We start from the raw sequence: 18,609 nt of genomic DNA on the forward strand, positions 1-18,609 counted from the left end.
CCCTTCAGGCCCCGAGCGCCGCACCGGGGGCGGGCCACCGCCCGAGGATTTGTCCGGCAAGATCTTGCATGTCGGCCGCGACGATGTCGGGTTCCGGCAGGTTCGGGGCGGGGAGGAAGGCATTTCCCGGGCGCGTCACGAAGGCCCCTGCGCAGCCCGCCGCCTGCGCGCCGAGCGTGTCCCAGAGATGACATGCCACGAGGCAGAGATCGGACATCTCCACGTCGAGCTCGCGCGCGACATGGGCATAGGTCTCGGGTGCGGGCTTGAAGCGGCCGACCGCCTCGACGCTGAAGGAGCGCTCGAAGAAGTTCGCGAGCCCCGCCCGTTCGAGCGGTGTGGGTGCCGGCGATGGCGGTGAGTTCGTCAGCGTGACGAGGCGGTAGCCCGCCTCCCTGAGCCGCGAGAGCGCGGGTGCCGCGTCCTCGTGCGCGGGCATGGAGCCCATACGGTCCTTCATCTCGTCGAGATCGGCCTCGGCGATCTCGACGCCGTGGATCTCGCCCGTCATCCGCAATGCTCCGAGGCCCAGCTCTCCGAACGGGGTATGGAGCCCCGAAAGCGTCATGCTCTGCGAATAGACGACGAGCTGCGCGAACCATTCGCGCAGGATCCGCCGATCGCCGAAGAGACGTTCGAAGAGCGGCTCGAGCGTCCGGATGTCGAGCAGCGTCTCGTTCACGTCGAAGACGAGGATCGAGGGCGTCTGGTCGTCGGTCATCCGGGCGGACCTCCGGTCGGTGCAGGACGGGCGTTCGACAAGGCAATGCCGCGCTACCCGGGAAGGTTTCGTGGCCCACCTCGGATCATCCGTCAGGCGATCGCGGGCTCCGGCGCGATGAGCCCCTCGGCACGCAGCGAGACGACCTCTTCGTGGCCGACGATGATGTGGTCGTGGACGGTGATCTCGAGCGCGGCGCAGGCGCGGATGACACGTTCGGTCATCTCCACGTCGCCCCGGCTGGGGCTCGGGTCGCCCGAGGGATGGTTGTGCACCAGGATGATGGCGTTCGAGTTGAGCTCGAGCGCGCGGCGCGCCACCTCGCGCGGATAGACCGGCACGTGGTCGATCGTTCCCTCGCCCAGCTCCTCCTCGGCGATGAGCGTGTTCTTGTGATCCATGAAGAGCACGCGGAAGAGTTCGATGTTGCGATGCGCCATCGTGGTGCGGCAATGCGCGACGACATCCCCCCAGGAGGCCAGGACCTGGCGGTTCATGATCCGGCTCCGTCCCATCCGGTGGGCGAATGCCTCGGCCAGGCGCAACTGCAGATGTACCTTGGGCGTCGCGCCCTCGACCCGCATCAGGCTCGCCTCGGAGGCCGCGACGACGCCGTTGAGATCGCCGAACGCGGCCAGCAGCCGCTTGGCGAGCGGCTTCACGTCGATCCTCGGGATCGCATCGAAGAGCATGAGTTCCAGAAGCTCGTAATCCGGCATCGCCTCGTGGCCGCCCTTGAGGAAGCGTTGACGCAGCCTCTCGCGATGGCCCCAGTAATGCGGGCGCAGGCTGCCATCGGGCTGCCGCACGAGCCCGCCGCCGGCCGAGGCCTCTTCCGACAGGCGGGCGTTGCGCTCGTAGCGGGGGCTGAAGGCCGGCTCGGTCTCGACACCCGGCGGGACCGACCGCGCCTCGAGATCGCGCAGGCCCCGTTCGTAATCGTCGGAGAATCCGCCGTGGCGCGGGGCTGCCGGTCGCGCGATCGCGCCCTGCCGCCCGGGCTTGCGAGCGGGGCGGCCGCGTGCGGGTTCCCCCGCGATCCAGGCTCCGATCCGCGCGCGCAATGTCGGCCCCGCAGGATCCTTCGCCATTCGGCCCTCTTTCCTTGCAGCCGGTGCTCCGGCGGACCGGAGCATGGCCGGGCACGGTAAACGAAGGGTTAACGCGCGCCCTGCTGCACCCTTCGTTGCAGAGGCGGGACAATGATCCTAGAGGGAACCGCGAATTCGGGATGCGGGGAAAGAGCATGGCCATGGAGATCCTGTCTGTCGGCGCGGGCCTGTCGGGGGCCGTCACGGGCCGTGCGCTGGCCGAGGCCGGCCACCGCGTGACGGTGATCGAGGCGCGGGATCACGTGGCGGGCAATTGCCATACCGCGCGCGACGCGCAGACGGGCGTGATGGTCCATACCTTCGGGCCGCACATCTTCCATACCGACGACGAAGGGGTCTGGGATTACGTGAACGGCTTCACGCCGTTCAAACCCTACAAGAACCGCGTCAAGACGACCTCGCAGGGATCGGTCTTCTCGCTGCCGGTGAACCTGCACACGATCAACCAGTTCTTCGGGGCGACGATGCGCCCCGACGAGGCGCGCGCCTTCATCGAAGCGCGTGCCGACACGTCGATCGACGATCCGCAGAGCTTCGAGGAACAGGCGCTGCGCTTCGTCGGGCCCGAACTCTACGAGGCGTTCTTCAAAGGCTATACCGAGAAGCAGTGGGGCTGTTCGCCACGCGCCCTGCCCGCCTCGATCCTGAAGCGCCTCCCGCTCAGGTTCAATTACGACGACGATTACTTCGCCCATCGCTTCCAAGGCATGCCCGAGCACGGCTATACCGCGCTGGTCGAGGCAATCCTCGACCATCCGAATATCGACGTGCATCTCTCGACGCCCTTCGACGAGGCTCATGCGTCGCGCGCCGATCACGTGCTCTGGACAGGTGCGCTCGACGCGTATTTCGGCCACGATCGCGGGCGTCTGGGATATCGCACGCTCGATTTCGAACCGTTCCGCGCAACGGGCGACTACCAGGGCTGCGCGGTGATGAATTACGGCGATGCCGAGGTGCCCTTCACCCGCATCACCGAGCACAAGCATTTCGCGCCGTGGGAAACCCACGAGGAGACGATCTGCTTCCGCGAGTTCTCCCGCGAATGCGGGCCCGGGGACACGCCCTATTACCCGATCCGCCTCGTCGACGAGAAGGCGCTGCTGGGCGATTACGTGGCGGCCGCCGAAGCCGCGCGCGGTGTCACCTTCCTGGGCCGGCTCGGCACCTATCGCTATCTCGACATGGACGTGACGATCCGCGAGGCGCTCGATGCGGCGGCGATGCTCAACGCGGCCTTCGCGGACGGCACTCCTCCGCCGGTCTTTCCGAAGTCGCCGTTCTGATCCTGCCCCTTACCGGGGCGCGTAATCGCCCTCCTCAAGGCGGGCGAGCGCGGGTGCGTTGATCTCGTCGAGCCGGTCCCAGAGCGCGTAATCGGCGGCGTAGAAGTCCCGCATCTCCTCGCGAAGTTCGGGGCTCAGCCCCTCGGTCTCGCGCAGGCGCGAGCGGTTCTCCTGCGGCAGGTCCCCCACCGCGATGCCGAGGCCCTTGCAGATCCGTGCGAAGGTCTCGGACAGGCGGGGATAGGGGATGATCACGTCGGCCAGCGTGGTCTCGCCTTCGCAGAAGAGGCGGCGCTGCAGATAGGGCACGCCCTTGGGGCTCTTGATGTTCCAGTCGGCGCGCGTCCAGAAGGCGGCGAAATCCATGTCGGCCGGAAGCGGACTCTCGACCGCGTTGCCGCGCCGGTATCGATACCAAGAGGTGATCCAGTCGATCGGATCGCGCATCACGCCGAATTTCAGCACACCGCCCGGCGACACGCCCGCGCGCGCGAAATCGCCGCGATATTCCTCCAGCGCGACCGACAGCCCCACATGCTTGCGCCTGGGCGTCTCGGCCCGCACGATCGTCGCGTGCGGGCGCAGCACCGTCTCGATCGAGGTCGAGGCGGTCTTGGTATTGGCCACGAAGAGAAAACGCCGCTCGAAGCTCAGAAGCATGGGATGGGATCCGTCTTGGTCGTCTGGCCGCCTTATGCACGCCCCGAAGGCCCAAGGCCAGACGCGCTCAGACCCCCGAATGGCCCAGCGGCTTCGCCAGGACGCGGGCCGCGAGGTCGCGGTCGAAGGGCAGGCCCAGATGCGCGAAGAGCGGTGCGAAGCCGTCGGGATGTCCGGCGTAATCGTCGTAGCGCAGCCGGATCGCCCGGTCCGGAAACGCCTCCGCCGCCTGGTCGAAGAGCGCGTCGATCCGGCCCAGAACCTCGACCATCCGCGGCTGCGGCACCTGCCGCCACCATCCAGACCGTGCCACGGCCTCCCGGTCGCGGGAATTGAGCACGAAGCGCGCATCCGGAAAGGCCGACGTCAGAAAGTCGAGGAGATCGCGAAAGCCCCCCGGTCCCTCGAAGGGCAGTACGTCGCTCCAGCCGCCGGGGCCCTCGTGGAAGCGGATCTCCTTGCAGCCCGCGCGCCGCGTACCCGGGGGCGGGGCCAGCACGTGCCGGGTGAAGGCCGCGCCCAGGGCACGCGCGTAGCCGCGGGGCTCCGTCGCCTCGGCCCCGAACCAGGGCGTGTCGGGGGCCGTCGCGGGCCCGCCCCGCGCTCCCTCGAGCTGCGCGGTATGCGCGATGCGCCGCCAGCTCGCATGCAGCCCGTTCAGCGCGCCGCCATTCTCGCCGCGGATGCAGGTATCGGGAAGCGCGTTCAGGAGCGCCTGGATCAAGGTCGATCCCGACCGGCCATAGGCCATGACGAAGACGAATTGTTCGGGGGGCGGGGTGGCAGGGCTCATGGTCGGGGCATATCCGCCGATACGGCAGGGCTCAACGGAAATGGCCTGACTTTCCCCTTGTCCTGCGGTGCCCGGTACCCCTAGAGCATCCCCCATGTCGCGCGAGGCCCCCCCGCAGATGATTTCGGTGATCGTGCCGGTCTTCGACGTCGAGGATCATGTGGCCGATTGCATCGACGCGCTCCGCGCCCAGACCCACCCGAATTTCGAGGTGCTGGTGATCGACGACGGGTCGCGCGACGAAAGCGCCGCGCGGGCGCGCACGGCGATCGGCGACGATCCGCGTTTCAGGCTGGTCTCGCAGGACAATCGCGGGCTTTCGGGCGCGCGCAATGCGGGGCTCGACCTCTCGCAGGGCGATCTTGTCGCCTTCGTCGACGGCGACGATCGCGTGGCCCCGGACTTCCTGTGGCAGATGGCGCGCGCGCTCGACGTTTCGGGTGCCGACTGGGTCGCCTGCGCCATCCGCTTCCGCCACGACGATCCCGACAATCCCGCCCAGGGATCCATGCATTCGGCGATCCACGGTGCGGCCGACCTGGCTGCCCATGCGGGCCCGAGGAGCTATCCCCTGGGCGATTGGCGCGAAGTCGCGCGGCATTTCCCCTCGGCCTGGAACAAGCTCTATCGCCGGACCCTCATCGAGGGGCTGCGCTTTCCCGAAGGCACCTGGTTCGAGGATCACGGATTTTACTGGCGCGCGGCCGCGCGCGCGACCCGGATCGCGCATCTGCCGCAGCCGCTCTATATCCAGACGCGCGGACGGGCGGGACAGATCACCGCGCAGGACGACGACCGCGTCTCCGAGCAATTCGCCGTCCTCGACGATCTGCGCGGGCTCATCGATGACACGAAGTCCCACGGCGCGGAAGCTTTCGAGAACATCGCGAGCCGCCTGATCTTCGAGCGGACGACCGCGCTGCGCGACCCGGACCGGCGCGCGCGCTACATGCGAGGGGCACGCGACTACCTCGCCGAACGCGGCCTCGCCTACAGTCCTGACTGGGATCCGGATGTGGCGCGTTCCTTCGCGCTCGAACTCTCGGACGCGCTGCCGCTCTCGGTGGTGATCCCCTGGAACGGATCGGGCGATCTGGACGCGAGCCTCGCCGCGCTCGCCGCCCAGCACGGGCCGGGCCGCGAGGTGCTGATCGTCGTGCCGGAGCCGCAGGCGCAGACCGCCCGCACGCTTGCCGCCACCCATCCCGAGGCGCGCGTGATCGTCCACGAGGCCCCCGGCCCCGACGCCGCGCGCGACCGGGGTCTGTCCGAGGCGCGCGGCCGCTTCGTCCAGATCCTCGAGGCCGGCGACAGACCGATGCCCGGCGCGCTGCAACAGATGGCCGACGCGATGATCGCGGGTGGGGCGACGCTCGGTGTGATGCCGCATCTCGATGCGGAGGGAACGCTCCATCATTCCGTCGTGCCGGGGCCGGCGGGTCTGCCGCCCGCGATCCCCGGTCTCGACGAACTGCGCCCGCATCTCTCGGCCATGATCGTCGCCCGCGCGGCCCTGCCTGCGGATGGCCCCGTCTTTGCCGCGGGGCCGCGCGGGGCGTGGCGCGTGGCGATGACCGCCGCGGGGCCCGAGGCGCGGATCGCCATGCTCGGATGGGCGGGGATCGTCGTGGCCGACCCGCTCCGCGCACCCGATGCGGGCCGGCTCGTGCGCGTGTACGACGCGAACGTGGCGGGCCTGCCGCCGAGCCTCGTCGCGCGCCTGCCGCCGGACTGGCGGCGAAGGGTCTTCGCGCGCGCCCTCTGGGAGGAGATCGCACGCGCCCCGCGTCCGGTCCCGCGGCTTGCACGGCTGCGCTTTCTCGCAGGCGTGCGCGCGGCGATCCTGCGCCGGCGGCTGGGCGGGCCGGGCGCGGTTCTCGATCCCGATATGCCGAGCCCGATGGCCGAACTCTTCGACGGGGCCCGCGCGCTCGGCGATCCGCGCCGCGCCCTCGGCGATCTCTTCGCGCTGAGGCGCAAGGGCCCCGACGACATCGATTCCATGATCCGCGTGCCGAAGGGCGGGGCCGTCTCGCTGCGCTTCACGGCGCGGGTCGACGGGGCGAAGGGCTATGCCAATCTTGGCCTTCTCGACGGGGCGGGACGCGATGTGATCTTTCACCTCTCGCTTCAGCGAGAGGGCGCGCGGATCGTCGTCAACGACCGCCGCGGCGGCGCATGGGCACGTCCGCGCGTCCTGCCGCTGGGGCCCGTCGAGGGGCCGATGGAGATCGGGATCGACATCGCACCGGACCGCATCCGCCTGTCGCGCGACGGACGCGGGATCCGCAGTTTTCCGGGCCGCGTCTTCGGCGGGCTCGACCGGATCGCGATGGCCGATCCGCAAGGCGGGATAGAGGCCGCGACCTTCCGCGTCGCCCGCGCCGAGGACCCTGTCCCGGGGGAAGGCCTGACCCTCGATCCGCGGCTCGTCCTGCGGGGCCGCGTGCCCGGCGCGGCGGGCGCGCTCGCGCTCGAGATCCCGGGCCTTGAGGCTCCGCACCTTGTCGTACGGCCCCGGGACGGCGCGCGCGAGGTCCGGGCGGCCCTGCCGGGGCGGCTCTGGCAGGGGGCGAGCGCGCTGCGCCTCTCGGTCGTGGAGGAGGACGGGCGACGCGTCCTCGGCCCGCTCGCGATCACGCGCGAGGACGTCCGCATCCGTGTCGAGGCCGCGCTTTCCGAGCCCGGCCTGCGCGGCGATGTGGAGGCGGCGACCCTCGTGATCGAGCATGTGCGCTTCGCGGGGCTCGAGCCCGACCTCTCGCCCGCCGCCCGTGCGGCGCTCGGCGATCTGGCGCGGTTCTACCGGCTCGATGGATTCCTGGCCGAAGGCCCCTCGCCCGCGCCGGGCACCCCGCCCGTCGCGCCGCCCGCAACGGGGCTCGTCGATCTGGCCGTGGCCCGCGTGGTGCAGGGGCTTCGCGCCGATCCGCCCGCCGATGCTGCGCGGCTCCTTGCACAATCCTGCCTGCCCAGAGCGCTGCTGCAGGGCTTCTTCCTCGGCCTCTCGGACGTCTTCACGGGGCCCGGTCACAAGCCCGAAGCGCTCCTCTTGGCGGCACGCCAAGCGGGGCTCGGGCCCATCGAGGGGCTTGAGGCACCCTGGACCGCCTCAGCCGCCTTGCCCTTCCTGCTCGACCGGGGGGAGTGGGACGATCTCGGCCGTGCGCTCGATACGCTCGAGGAGCCGGGGCCGGGCTGGATCGTGACGCCACCGTTCGCCTTCCTCCTCGAAGAGGCACTGACACACGACGATCTGCCCGCGGCAGTGCGCGAGCGGATCGTCGACGCCTTTCTTGATTTCGGGCAGAACCGCGCGGACGACCACTGGGGTCGCGTGCCCTGCGAACGGCTCGCCGCGGCGGCAGCCCGGCTCGCACAGGCGCAACCGGAGACGGTCGGTCGGATTCTCGCGACATACGGACTATCGACGGCCTTCTGGGACGCGATTGGCGATCCGCCATCCGGGCTTGCCTCGGTTCGTTCGGCCTTCGACACCCTGTCGGATCCGGCCGCGGCGGCTGAGCGGATCGAGGATGCCCTCGCCATCTTCGCGGACAATCCCGATGCGAACCGCTGGCGACGGATGCGCCTCGGCCCTGCGGGCACGGCCGATCCCGACCGCGCCGGGCCGGTCGCGCTGCTCAGGCACATGGCCTGTCCCGGCACGGTACCGCCCGCCGATCCCGGCTCCGTAGCGCAGGCGCTGCCCGCGCTCCTGCCCGGCATGGAGGCGGGGCCGGAAGCACCGCTGCCGCCGCACGACACGATCGTCGTGGTATTTTCCTGCCGCGCGCATCTCGACACGCGGATCCCCGCGCTTCGCACGGCCTGGCTCGACCGGCTCAAGGCGCGGGGCATCCCGCATGTCGTCGTGGTGGGCGACGGCGACGGGCAGCGCGAGGACGAAATCGTCCATCTCGACGCCCCCGACGATTACGAGGGGCTGCCGCAGAAGACGCTGGCCGCGATCGACTGGGTGCTCCACCAGACCGCCTACAGCCACATGATGAAGATCGACGACGATTGCTTCCTCAACGTGGACGCGGTTTTCGACGATCCGGTCCATGCGGTCCTCGACTATCATGGCCGCAGGCTTACCCGCGTGCAGGGACAGCTCGACCGCGCATGGCACATGCCGAAATCGACCCGCCCCCGCGGCCGGCTCGAGCTCGACCGCTCGCCCGAGCCGTCGATCTATGCCGATGGCGGATCGGGCTACACGCTCTCGCGTCGGGCGATGGAAGCCGCGCGCGACATGGCCGCCAGCCCCGAGGGGCAGGCCCTCGTCGCCGCCTCCTTCATGGAGGACAAGCTCGTCGGCGATCTGCTGGCGATGGCGGGGATCGCCGTGTCGGAGGCGCGCTGGCCCGTCACGATCCGCCGCCGGCACGGGGCGGGCGCGATCCCCGTCTCCGCCTGGCAGGGCGGTTTCGACGCGAGCGCGCTCTGGCCCGTGAAGCTTGTCCATCTCGACGCGGCAGAGGCGCAATCGGCGGCGCGCGCGCGGCTTTCCACGCCCGAGATCGCGCCGCCGCGGATCTGGCCGAGCTTCCAGGAGCCGCGGCTCGGACATCTGTCGAACGCGCTCGAACTCGTGAGCGACCCGTCCCGCATCGAGGCGCTGCGAGAGGCCCCCGTGGCGGTGATGGCGGTCATGCGCAACGAGATCTTCATGATCGAGAGGTTCCTAGAACATTACCGGAGCCTCGGGGTTACGGCCTTCGCCGTGGCAGACAACCTCTCGGATGACGGGACGCTCGAATACCTGGCCGCGCAGCCCGACGTCGCGACCTTCTCGGTCGATACCGATTACGGCCTCTCGCAATACGGCACCGCCTGGCAGGAGGCGATGATGGCGGCCTTCCGGCCCGGTCGGTGGACGCTTCTGGCCGATGCCGACGAACTTCTCGTCTGGCAGGATCCACAGCGCGAGAGTCTCGCCGCCCTTCTCGAACGGCCCGATTTCGAGGATGCGGACGCGGCGCGGATCTTCATGCTCGACATGTATCCGCGAGGCCCGCTGTCGGAAGCCGATTTTCGCGGGAACGATCCGTTCACCGAGGCCGGCTTCTGCGAGGCGCATCCGTTCCTCGACGCGGCGGGCGGGCTCGGTCCCTTCTCGGACCGGCCCACCTGGACCAGCGCGCTGCGCCACCGCCTCATCCCCGGATCGCGTCCGCAGCTCTTCGTCGCACAGAAATACGCGCTTTTGCGTTACGGCCCGCAGATGCGGCTCTCGGCGGGGCTGCATTACGTCGGCGGCACGCGGCTTGCGGCCCGAGAACTTCTCTTCGCGCATTTCAAGTACAATGCCGATTTCCGCCGCAAGGCCGTGGCCGAGGTCGCCCGGCGCCAGCATTTCAACGATGCCGAGGAATACCGCCGCTATCTGGCGCTGGCCTCCGAAGGGCGCGACGTGATCTTCGAGGAGGGGTTCTCGCTGCGCTGGACCGAGAGCCCCTTCGTGCGGGACCGGCTCGACTAGGCGCGCGGCACGTCGCATGGAAATGTTTCGCATGCGAAACATTTCGGCGCGAGGACGGCGTTTGCGCCCTGACCCGCCCCCGCGTTGCGCGCTATGGGATCCCCGTGCCGCACCGACCCCGAGGCCGGCACCGACCGAGAAGGAGTGCCATGGATATCGTCGTCATCGTCGCGATCATCGCATCGCTCTTTCTCGTCATCGGTCTGGCCGAGCCGCTGGCCGCGCGGCTGAGACTTCCCTACAGCGTGATCCTGGCCGCGATCGGCATTCTCATCGCCTCGGGCGCGGTCTATTTCCTGCGCACCGATCTTACCGACACGCTGAACCCCGTGGCGATCGCGATCCTGAACTTTCCGATCCGGTCGAACGTGTTCCTCTACGTCTTCCTGCCCACGCTGCTGTTCCAGGCGACGCTTGGCATGAACGTGCGGCGGATGGTCGACGATTGGGTGCCGATCTTCGTGCTGGCCATCGTCGCGGTGGTCGTGGCGACGTTCGCGGTGGGCTACGCGCTCTTCTGGGCGAGCGCCCTGCCGCTCTTCGCCTGCCTGCTGCTCGGGGCCATCATCTCGACCACGGATCCGTCGGCGGTGGTGGGGATCTTCCGCAACCTCTCCGCGCCGCGCCGGCTCAGCCGGATCATCGAGGGCGAGAGCCTGCTGAACGACGCCGCCGCCATCGCGCTCTTCGGCCTTTTTTTGGCCTTCGTGCGCGTGGGCGAGGCCGATCCGTCGGTCGCCGACGCCTTCGGGCAATTCCCGGTCCTGCTTTTCGGCGGCGCGCTGGTGGGCTGGATCACGGCGCGGGTGGCGGTCTGGCTCATGGGGATGATCAGCCAGGAACTCGCGCAGATCTCGGTCTCGGTCGCGCTGCCTTATCTGAGCTTTCTCATCGCCGAACAGCTCGTCGGGGCATCGGGCGTGATCGCGGTCGTGACGGCGGGGATCACGCTCAACCTGTCGGGGCCGGGCCGGCTGCCACCGCAATCCTGGGCGAGCCTGCAGGAGGTCTGGGACCTGCTGGCGCATTGGGCGGGGGCGCTCATCTTCGTATTGGCGGCCCTGCTGATCCCGCGACTGCTGGAGGATATCCGCTCGAGCGACTGGATCCTGCTGCTGACGGTGACGGGAGCGGCGATCCTCGCGCGCGGGGTGATCGTCTTCGGGCTGATGCCGGCCCTCGCCTTCATCCGCGTCTCGCCGCGCATCGCACGACCCTATCGCGCGGCAATCCTCTGGGGGGGACTGCGCGGGGCGGTGACGCTCGCCCTTGCCCTTGCCGTCACCGAAAGCGCGCAGGTCTCGGGCGAGATCAAGCGCATCGTCGCGATCCTCGCCACGGGTTTCGTGCTCTTCACGCTGATCGTGCAGGGCACCACGCTCAGATGGGTGATCCGGCGGCTCGGGCTCGACCGGCTCGGACCGCTCGACGTGGCGCTGTCGAAACAGGTCGTGGCCGTCGCTCTGCAAAGCGTGCGCGAAGATGTTGCCAGCGCGACCGAGAATTACGGCCTCTCGCGCGACATCGTGCGGGCCGAGGCCAAGGCCTTCGCCACCCGGCTCGACCGCGCGATGGAGGCTGCCGAGGACAGCGAGGAGATCCTCGACCGCGACCGCATCACGCTGGGTCTCATCGCGCTCGCGGGGGCCGAGCGCGACATGATCCTCCAGCGGTTCCGCGAACGGTCGATCTCGAACAGGCTGGCCGAACAGGCACTCGCCAATGCCGACAGGCTGATCGAGACGACGCGCACGGGCGGGCGCAGCGGCTACCGGCAGGCCGCGCGGGCGAACCTCGCCTTCGGAACGGGCTTTCGCTTCGCGGTCTGGCTTCATCACAGGGCCCATTTCTCGGGGCCGCTGGCGCGGCTGACGGCCGACCGGTTCGAGGTCCTGCTGGGCCAGCGGCTGGTCCTGAACGACTTGCACAGCTTCATCGACACGCGCATCCGCCGCATCCACGGCCATCGGGTGGCCGACCTACTGCACGAATTGCTCGACCGCCGCACCGAGGAGGTCGAGCAGGAGCTCGAAGGGCTGCGCCTGCAATATCCGGGCTATGCCGAAGAGCTCGAACGCCGCCTGATCCGGCGCACCGCCCTCAGGGTGGAGGAGCGCGAATACGATGCCCTGCGCGAGGACGGGCTCATCGGGCAGGAACTCCACACCTCGCTCGTCCAGAAGATCCAGTCGCGGCGCGCCCTGCTCGAGGTGCGTCCCGGCCTCGACCTAGCTGTGCAGAAGGCCGATCTGGTACGGCAATTCCCGCTCTTCTCCGATCTTGACGAAACCGCCCGTGCCCAGCTCGGCCGGGCGCTCTTGACCCGCTACGTCACGGCGGGGGACGTGATCGTCGGAAAAGACGAGACCGTGAACAACGTCTTCTTCATCGCCTCGGGCGCCGTCGAGACCGAGACGGCCGGACAGAAGCACCGCCTGGGCCGGGGCGAGATGTTCGGACAGCTCTCGATGCTGAGCACACGCGCGCGCCGCACTCAGGTCCGCGCGATCAGCCACGGCGTTCTTTTGCGTCTCGACGAACGGCGCTTCATGCGGCTTCTGCAGCGCAGCCCCGCGCTGCAGGAAGCCGTCCGTGAAAGCGCGGTAAAGCGCGGGATCGAGCCCGAGCGGCTGCGCGCGGTCTGATCCTCAGCCGACCGCGCCCCGATAGATCGAGACGAGCTCCTCGAGATGCCCGTCCATCCCCTGCGGCGCGCGCGCGCCCGCCCAGTAGGCCGCCATGTCGATCCGGCCTTCGAGGATCGCCTCGATCCGGTCGCGGAAGCTCTCCGCGTCGCCCGCGGCGAAGGTCATGGACGCGCAGTTCGCGAGCTCCTTCGCGCCGCCGCGATCGCTCGTCAGCAGGGGGACGTGACGGGCATGCATCTCGATCGCGACCTGGGGCAGGTTGTCCTCCCAGAGGGGCGGCACGATACCGAGATCGACATCGGCGAGCAGCGCGTCGAGCCCCTCGTGGGTGTAGCCGTCGTGATGCGTCACGCCCGCGAGCCGGCGACCGAGCGCGTCGAGACGCGCCATTGCCTGCGGCTCGCCGCGCCGCGCCGCGACGCGGAGCCGCAATCGCCGGGACAGGGTCTCGGGCAGCGCCTCGAGCGCGTCGAGCAGGAAGAAGAATCCCTTGTCGCGGCGCATGTAGCCCAGATAGGCCAGATGCAGCGTGCCGTCCGCGCGTGGCAGGGGGCCGCGCGGCGCGGTTTCGGCGAAGCGCGCGGCCTCGGCCGTGCCGATATAGGAGGTGGCGAGTTTCGCCCCGGCGATGCCGTGGCGCGCGGCGATCTCGCACACGCGGTCCGACACGCCCAGCACCCGGTCGGCATGGGCGTTGAGGGTATCGATCATCGCCGGGCGCCGCGCGGCGAAGCCCTCCGCCCCGCGCGGCGTCACGTCAGGGACGATCTGTGCCGTTTTGGGCGATGCCGTCTCGGCCGGCAGCGCTGCCCCCCCGCGGCGGCGGCGCAGATGTCCCACGAGGCGCGATCCGCGATGGCCCACCCGGATTGCCGTGCCGAAGGACAGGTTGAAGGCCCGCGATCCCGGCCGCATTCCCATCCGCTGCAACCTGTACGACAGGCCATGCGCGGCCACGACCAGCCGTGCATTGGGCTGATGCAGCAGGCATCCGACACAGGCCCTGCCATCCCGGAAGTCGTCGCAATGCTCCCGCTCGCGCTGCCACAGGTTCACCTGCGGACAGATCGGATAGTAATTGTGGAGGCTCACGACCAGCGCCATATCCGGGAACCGCGCCTTGAGGGCTGCGAGGACGTTGACGGGAATGCCTTCGAAATTCTGGAAATGCACCACGTCGTAGGGCCCGGTCGCCGCCACCATGTCACAGAAGGTGGCCTCGGTTTCGGGATGGGTAATCTGCGCGTCGTGGCCGAAGGAATGGTGCCCGGGCGCGAGCGTGCCAGAATTGACGATCGCGTAGCGGCGGTCGCGGTCCTGCGCGGGGCCCACGCGCATCCGCTCCCAGCGGGGCCCGCGCCGCGGCAGGTCGTAGAGGATGCCGGAGGACAGGAAGGCGGGCGCGATATCTGTGCGCGCGGCCATCCGGGCCATGAGGTTGCGCTGATAGACCGTGACGCCGCCGCCGCGCCGTTCGGGATCAAGGTAATCGACCCAGTTGTAGTAGAGGACGCGAAGCGGCCTTTCGGGATCGCTCACAATTCGGGCTCCAGCCAGTCGGCGCGGCCGATCCGGGTGAAGTACTTGCGGATCGGCTCGGGATCCTCGAACCGCTCGAGGATGTCGTTCGATCCCTGCTTGACGAGCGGGCTCTTCATGCCGCCGTCGCGCTTGATGCCCATGAAGTCGCAGAGCCGGTCGTTGAAGCCCGGCGCGAACATCGTGCGGTATTCGACCTGCATCTTGTGATGCGGCAGCGTGTCGAAGAGATGCGCGAAGAGCCGGTCCATCGTGGCGTAGTCGTGCCAGTGCTGACTGATCTTGCGGGGGCCCGCATCGATCTTGCGCGAGACATGCTCGTCCACGCGGTTCTGCGCCCAGTTGCGCGTCTTCGCCGCCTTGATCCAGGAAGAGACCTGCGCGAGCTTGTTGTCGCGATGCACATAGAGCAGCGTGAGGTCGCGGTCCTCAAGGATGCTTTCAAGCGCGTCGACATTATGGCCCAGCATGAACTTGAATCCCACGCGGTCGTGTCGGCCCGCCAGCGCCTTGTCGAAAAAGCGTTCGACATGGCCGGCGGGGTCGCCGTCACGCGTTCCGATCGTCTCGACGGTGTTGTCGCGATCGGCGATGTCGACGACGGCGTAGGGATTGAACTGCTCGCCCGAGCAATAGACCTGACGATGCGCGTTCAGGAGCGTCATCAGATAGGTCGTTCCGCTGCGCGGCAATCCCATGATGACGAAGCGGCGGCCATGGGCCTTGGGCGCGGTTCGGAAAAGGGGCATCGAACGACCTGTGGATAAGGGTGTCTGGCAGGCAACAGAGCGCCATATGCCCCGCCCGCGCCCCGGGGGTCAACAGGCGGGATCCGGGGGACTTGGGGCGGGCCGGACTTGCGTGATGCCGCGTCCCCGAAATCGGCTGGCGACACCGCCAGCGACGCGGCCTCTCGCCTTGCCGAAGGTCATTGTGCGACATGTCAGGTCAGCCAGAAGCTCAGGAGCGGATGCCTTCCCGTATGGACGTTGCAGGACGCGAAGGCGCGGGCGTTCCGGCCTTTGATCCCTGCGCCATGCGCTGAGGTCACCCCGGGCCCGCCTTTCGTCGCTTGTGCGTTCGTGACATGGTGCGGGTGTGGTCGCGGCAGAGGGGCGAGGTGGATCCGTTGCTTGGAAAGCTCCGCACAGCGCGGGAAAAAGCCGTCCGGATCCTGCGTGGCGGAAAGGCGGATCTGAACGGCCCGCGGCTCCATGTCGTGCTCATTTCCTGGGAGGGACAGCATCGGCACGCGCGCGCCATCGCGCGGGCAATCCGCCCCGCACTCGCGCCAGACGAGGGGCTGAGCGTCGTCTATTCGAACCGCGCAGGCCGGACCGAACGGGGACCCGGAAACTGGGTCGCGGTTCCGCAATCGCAGTATTTCGGCCCGAAGTTCGCCCGTTCCCTCGCGTTGTCGCAAGGCGCGGACGCGATGCTGCAGATCCAGGTCGACGCGCGATCCGACGATTGGCCGGGCCTCGTCGCGCGGCTGCGCGCGGCGCTCGTCGCGCATCCCGGGACGGGCCTCTGGGCCCCCGAGATCGACTGGACGCCCTATCCGCTGCGCGCGGCGTTGCTGGAGCGGATGGGTGAAAGCGTGCTTTACCGCACGGCGCAGACCGACGGCGTCGTCTGGGCACTGACGCGTCCCGTGCTCGACCGGCTCGCCGAGCTCGATTTCGAGGTCAACAATCTCGGCTGGGGGATCGACTACGCCGCGATCGCCATCGCGCGGCAGATGGGGCTCGAAGCGCTCTGCGATACCGGCGTGACCGTCCTGCACCCGCGTGCGCGGGGCTACGACGATGCCCGCGCCGAGGAAGGGATGACGCGCTTCATCGCGCAGCTTTCTCCCGTCGAGCTTGCCGAGATGCGTCGGATCGAGGCGCTCACGACCCGGCGCCGCGAGATGGCCGTGCATCACGAGGGGCGCTGGCGGGCGATGGGCCAGGCACGCGACATCGATCCCAACGGTCCCTTCGGCGCGGCCGTCTCAGAGATCTTCGTCCGCGCAGGCCGGGTCTTCGTGCGCGGCGCGGAAGGGCTCGATCTTACCATTGGGGACCGCGCGCTCCTTCCTCTCCAGGAGCGGCCTCCCCTCGATGAGGTGCCGCTCGACATGCCGCTCGCCCCAGAGGGGAATGACACGACGGACGTGACGACGGGTGAGCTCGGGGAATGGCAGATGCCGGGCGTCGCCACGACGCGGATCGCCCTCCGCGCGCCCGAGCAGTCTCGGACGATCAGGCTCGGTCCCCCGGTCGCGATCCCGGCGGGCACGGGCGATCTGCAGCTGGGCGTGGCACTCGCCGCGCATCGGCGCGGCGGGCGGCTGCGGCTTGCCATCGGGAAGGGCGCGGGCGGACGCGGCGGGGACGAGGTCACAATCGACATTCCCGAAAGCGTGGGCGGCGGCGATCGGCCGGAACGCTATCTCTGTCATGTCGAACGGGTGCCCGGCGCGGATCACGCGCGCGAGGCCACGCTCTTTCTCGATTACGAGGGAGGCGCGATGCCCCCGGACGAGACGGTGCCGCCGATGATCTTCGTGGCGCGTCCGCATCTCGTCCGCGAGCCGGGCATGCCGGACCTGATCTGGCCGCACGAAATCCGCGGGATCGAGAGGGGTTCGGCTTGGTATGCGAGCGATGCCGGGGGTCCACCCGAAGAGCTGCGGCTTGGCCAAGCTGCGCTGTCGCTTCTACCCGAAGCACCGCGCATCGAAGCGGAGAGGGAAGGTTACGAGATCTATGTCGCGGCCCCCGACGGCCCCGTCCCGGCAACGCTCTGGTCAGGCGAGATCCCGATCGCGTCGCTCGCGCTCGCGCCTGTCCCGATCACGCTGCCATGGTCCGAGGACACCCTTCGCGACATCGTGCCGGGCGCGGCGCTGACGTTGCGCGACATGTCGGGCAGCCGGATCTGGTGGACCGCGCCCGATATCGGAGGGCCCCGTCCGGACGCGACCGACTGAGGCGGACCCTTATTCCGCCGCCATCTCCTCAATTTCGGCCACCTGTTCGTCCGACAGGCCGAGACGCTCGCGCAGCTGCGCGAGATAATGGCGATCGGTCTCGCTCTCGCCGTCGATGGCGGCACGCGAAGCGAGGTAGAATTCCTCGGCCGTTTCCGCATTGTCGACCTCGGCGAGAAGCTCGTCGAGGGGTTTCGGATTGGCGATCTCGCGCTCCATCACGGCGCGATCCTCGGCGGTGCCTCCAGCTTCGGCGATCTCGCTCATGATGCGCTCGCGCTCCTCGGTCGAAAGCGATCCGTCGGCATAGGCGGCGGTGATCATCGCACGGATGAGCAGAAGTGCGGTGCGGTCGCTCAGATCCTCGGCCGCACGGGCTTCTTCCTGCATCTCGGCATCGTCGGACGCCGTAACTGCGGCCGTACCGGTTCCGGATGTTGCGCGCGTCCCCTGTCTTTCGGGCTGCATCGCGCCCGAGATCTTGTCGACCGCGTCCTGAACCATGCCCATGAGGCCACCCTCGGTGCCCGATCGGGTGCCGGTAGCACCTTGCGTCGTGTCGGGCTGTCCCGCAGTCGCACTGCCCGTCTGGGCAGTGACGGCATTGCGCGACTGGTGGTCCTGATAGGCGCGATAAGCCATGTAACCGAGCGCCGCGACGCCCATTCCGGGCCGCCGTCTGCGTCGGCCCAGGCCCAGCATCGACGCCGTCCCGAGCGCTCCGCGCCGGCGGCCGCGACCGGCCATGCGCGTGGCGAGCATCGTTCCGAGTATTCGCTTGAGGCTCATCTGACGATCCCTTCCCTGCAATCCAGAAGCTCAACGACGTCGCAGGGCCGCACGTTCCCGCAAGCGGCGGACCTGCGAACGGACCTGCAACAGAGGCTTAGGCTTCCCGGGTGGAGAACCGGGAGAGACCTGAAACACGAGATTCCAGAGGAGCACCGTTCACCGTGAAATACTGGTTCTACATATCGACGGCCCGCGTCTCCCAGGGATCGGGTTACGACGCGCTGATCTATCTGCAGGCGAGAAACCGCAATCGCAAGATGGGTCTTACCGGGTACCTGCACCGCGAAGGCGACCATTACGCGCAATATGTCGAAGGCCCGGACCAGGCGATCGACACGCTGCGGGCCACGATCGAGAAGGATACCCGCCACAAGAAACTGCGCCTCCTGGACGAGGGCCAGAACGCCACGCGGCGCTTTGCGGGCTGGGACATGGCCTTCACCCGCGACGAGACGCATGGCTTTGCCACGTTCCAGTCGGCTCTGGGACGCGAGCCGGACATCAGGCGCGCCTCGGCTGCCGACATTCTCGTCTTCATGGAACGGATGGCCTATACGCGCCGCGCCATGTCGGTCGCCACACTGGCAGGATAA

The 18,609-nt window shown here is 68.9% G+C and carries 12 protein-coding genes; 5 read left to right on the forward strand and 7 right to left on the reverse strand.

Annotated elements, in window-relative coordinates:
- Nucleotides 1-4: 4 nt before the first annotated feature.
- Nucleotides 5-721, reverse strand: a complete 717-nt coding sequence (locus RVY76_RS18415; RefSeq protein WP_317377851.1) for a haloacid dehalogenase type II — start codon at nucleotides 719-721, stop codon at nucleotides 5-7.
- 92 nt (nucleotides 722-813) lie between these two features.
- Nucleotides 814-1,812, reverse strand: coding sequence for a RadC family protein (gene radC / locus RVY76_RS18420; RefSeq protein ID WP_317377853.1), 999 nt, complete (start codon nucleotides 1,810-1,812; stop codon nucleotides 814-816).
- Nucleotides 1,813-1,973: 161 nt separating this feature from the next.
- Here radC and RVY76_RS18425 point away from each other — a divergent pair, with 161 nt between their 5' ends.
- Nucleotides 1,974-3,119 (forward strand): UDP-galactopyranose mutase, encoded by a 1,146-nt coding sequence (locus RVY76_RS18425; protein ID WP_317378036.1) that lies wholly within the window; start codon nucleotides 1,974-1,976, stop codon nucleotides 3,117-3,119.
- 9 nt (nucleotides 3,120-3,128) lie between these two features.
- Here RVY76_RS18425 and RVY76_RS18430 read toward each other — a convergent pair whose 3' ends face one another.
- The gene (locus RVY76_RS18430) at nucleotides 3,129-3,779 is read right to left on the reverse strand and encodes a hypothetical protein (RefSeq protein WP_317377855.1); all 651 of its coding nucleotides are present in this window, start codon (nucleotides 3,777-3,779) and stop codon (nucleotides 3,129-3,131) included.
- A gap of 67 nt (nucleotides 3,780-3,846) precedes the next feature.
- Nucleotides 3,847-4,572: a sulfotransferase gene (locus tag RVY76_RS18435; protein ID WP_317377857.1), complete on the reverse strand. Its 726-nt coding sequence runs from the start codon at nucleotides 4,570-4,572 to the stop codon at nucleotides 3,847-3,849.
- Nucleotides 4,573-4,666: 94 nt separating this feature from the next.
- Here RVY76_RS18435 and RVY76_RS18440 point away from each other — a divergent pair, with 94 nt between their 5' ends.
- Together RVY76_RS18440 and RVY76_RS18445 are read left to right on the forward strand one after the other, a co-directional pair.
- Nucleotides 4,667-10,060 carry a glycosyltransferase gene (locus RVY76_RS18440; RefSeq protein WP_317377859.1) on the forward strand — a complete coding sequence of 1,798 codons (5,394 nt, stop codon included), beginning with the start codon at nucleotides 4,667-4,669 and terminating at the stop codon, nucleotides 10,058-10,060.
- 149 nt (nucleotides 10,061-10,209) lie between these two features.
- Nucleotides 10,210-12,705 carry a cation:proton antiporter gene (locus tag RVY76_RS18445; RefSeq protein ID WP_317377861.1) on the forward strand — a complete coding sequence of 832 codons (2,496 nt, stop codon included), beginning with the start codon at nucleotides 10,210-10,212 and terminating at the stop codon, nucleotides 12,703-12,705.
- Between the two features lie 3 nt (nucleotides 12,706-12,708).
- On the opposite strand, the gene RVY76_RS18450 is transcribed toward RVY76_RS18445, so the two are convergent.
- Together RVY76_RS18450 and RVY76_RS18455 are read right to left on the reverse strand one after the other, a co-directional pair.
- Nucleotides 12,709-14,247: a glycosyltransferase gene (locus tag RVY76_RS18450; RefSeq protein WP_317377863.1), complete on the reverse strand. Its 1,539-nt coding sequence runs from the start codon at nucleotides 14,245-14,247 to the stop codon at nucleotides 12,709-12,711.
- Nucleotides 14,244-14,996, reverse strand: a complete 753-nt coding sequence (locus RVY76_RS18455; protein WP_317377864.1) for a sulfotransferase — start codon at nucleotides 14,994-14,996, stop codon at nucleotides 14,244-14,246. The genes RVY76_RS18450 and RVY76_RS18455 overlap by 4 nt, the downstream gene beginning before the upstream one ends.
- Before the next feature lie 380 nt (nucleotides 14,997-15,376).
- On the opposite strand from RVY76_RS18455, the gene RVY76_RS18460 reads away from it, so the two are divergent.
- Nucleotides 15,377-17,224, forward strand: a complete 1,848-nt coding sequence (locus tag RVY76_RS18460; protein ID WP_317377866.1) for a hypothetical protein — start codon at nucleotides 15,377-15,379, stop codon at nucleotides 17,222-17,224.
- Nucleotides 17,225-17,233: 9 nt separating this feature from the next.
- Here RVY76_RS18460 and RVY76_RS18465 read toward each other — a convergent pair whose 3' ends face one another.
- The gene (locus tag RVY76_RS18465; protein WP_317377868.1) at nucleotides 17,234-18,013 is read right to left on the reverse strand and encodes a tellurite resistance TerB family protein; all 780 of its coding nucleotides are present in this window, start codon (nucleotides 18,011-18,013) and stop codon (nucleotides 17,234-17,236) included.
- A gap of 164 nt (nucleotides 18,014-18,177) precedes the next feature.
- Here RVY76_RS18465 and RVY76_RS18470 point away from each other — a divergent pair, with 164 nt between their 5' ends.
- Nucleotides 18,178-18,609 (forward strand): BLUF domain-containing protein, encoded by a 432-nt coding sequence (locus RVY76_RS18470; protein ID WP_317377870.1) that lies wholly within the window; start codon nucleotides 18,178-18,180, stop codon nucleotides 18,607-18,609.

Origin of the sequence: Palleronia sp. LCG004, from assembly GCF_032931615.1 — a bacterium.
GTDB lineage: Bacteria > Pseudomonadota > Alphaproteobacteria > Rhodobacterales > Rhodobacteraceae > Palleronia.

What these genes read in the sequence shown, in the direction of transcription:
- RVY76_RS18425 (WP_317378036.1), top strand. Translation starts at nt 1,974, where the DNA reads ATGGAGATCCTGTCTGTCGGCGCGGGCCTGTCGGGGGCCGTCACGGGC.
- RVY76_RS18415 (WP_317377851.1), bottom strand. Translation starts at nt 721, where the DNA reads ATGACCGACGACCAGACGCCCTCGATCCTCGTCTTCGACGTGAACGAG.
- radC (WP_317377853.1), bottom strand. Translation starts at nt 1,812, where the DNA reads ATGGCGAAGGATCCTGCGGGGCCGACATTGCGCGCGCGGATCGGAGCC.
- RVY76_RS18455 (WP_317377864.1), bottom strand. Translation starts at nt 14,996, where the DNA reads ATGCCCCTTTTCCGAACCGCGCCCAAGGCCCATGGCCGCCGCTTCGTC.
- RVY76_RS18445 (WP_317377861.1), top strand. Translation starts at nt 10,210, where the DNA reads ATGGATATCGTCGTCATCGTCGCGATCATCGCATCGCTCTTTCTCGTC.
- RVY76_RS18440 (WP_317377859.1), top strand. Translation starts at nt 4,667, where the DNA reads ATGTCGCGCGAGGCCCCCCCGCAGATGATTTCGGTGATCGTGCCGGTC.
- RVY76_RS18435 (WP_317377857.1), bottom strand. Translation starts at nt 4,572, where the DNA reads ATGAGCCCTGCCACCCCGCCCCCCGAACAATTCGTCTTCGTCATGGCC.
- RVY76_RS18465 (WP_317377868.1), bottom strand. Translation starts at nt 18,013, where the DNA reads ATGAGCCTCAAGCGAATACTCGGAACGATGCTCGCCACGCGCATGGCC.
- RVY76_RS18430 (WP_317377855.1), bottom strand. Translation starts at nt 3,779, where the DNA reads ATGCTTCTGAGCTTCGAGCGGCGTTTTCTCTTCGTGGCCAATACCAAG.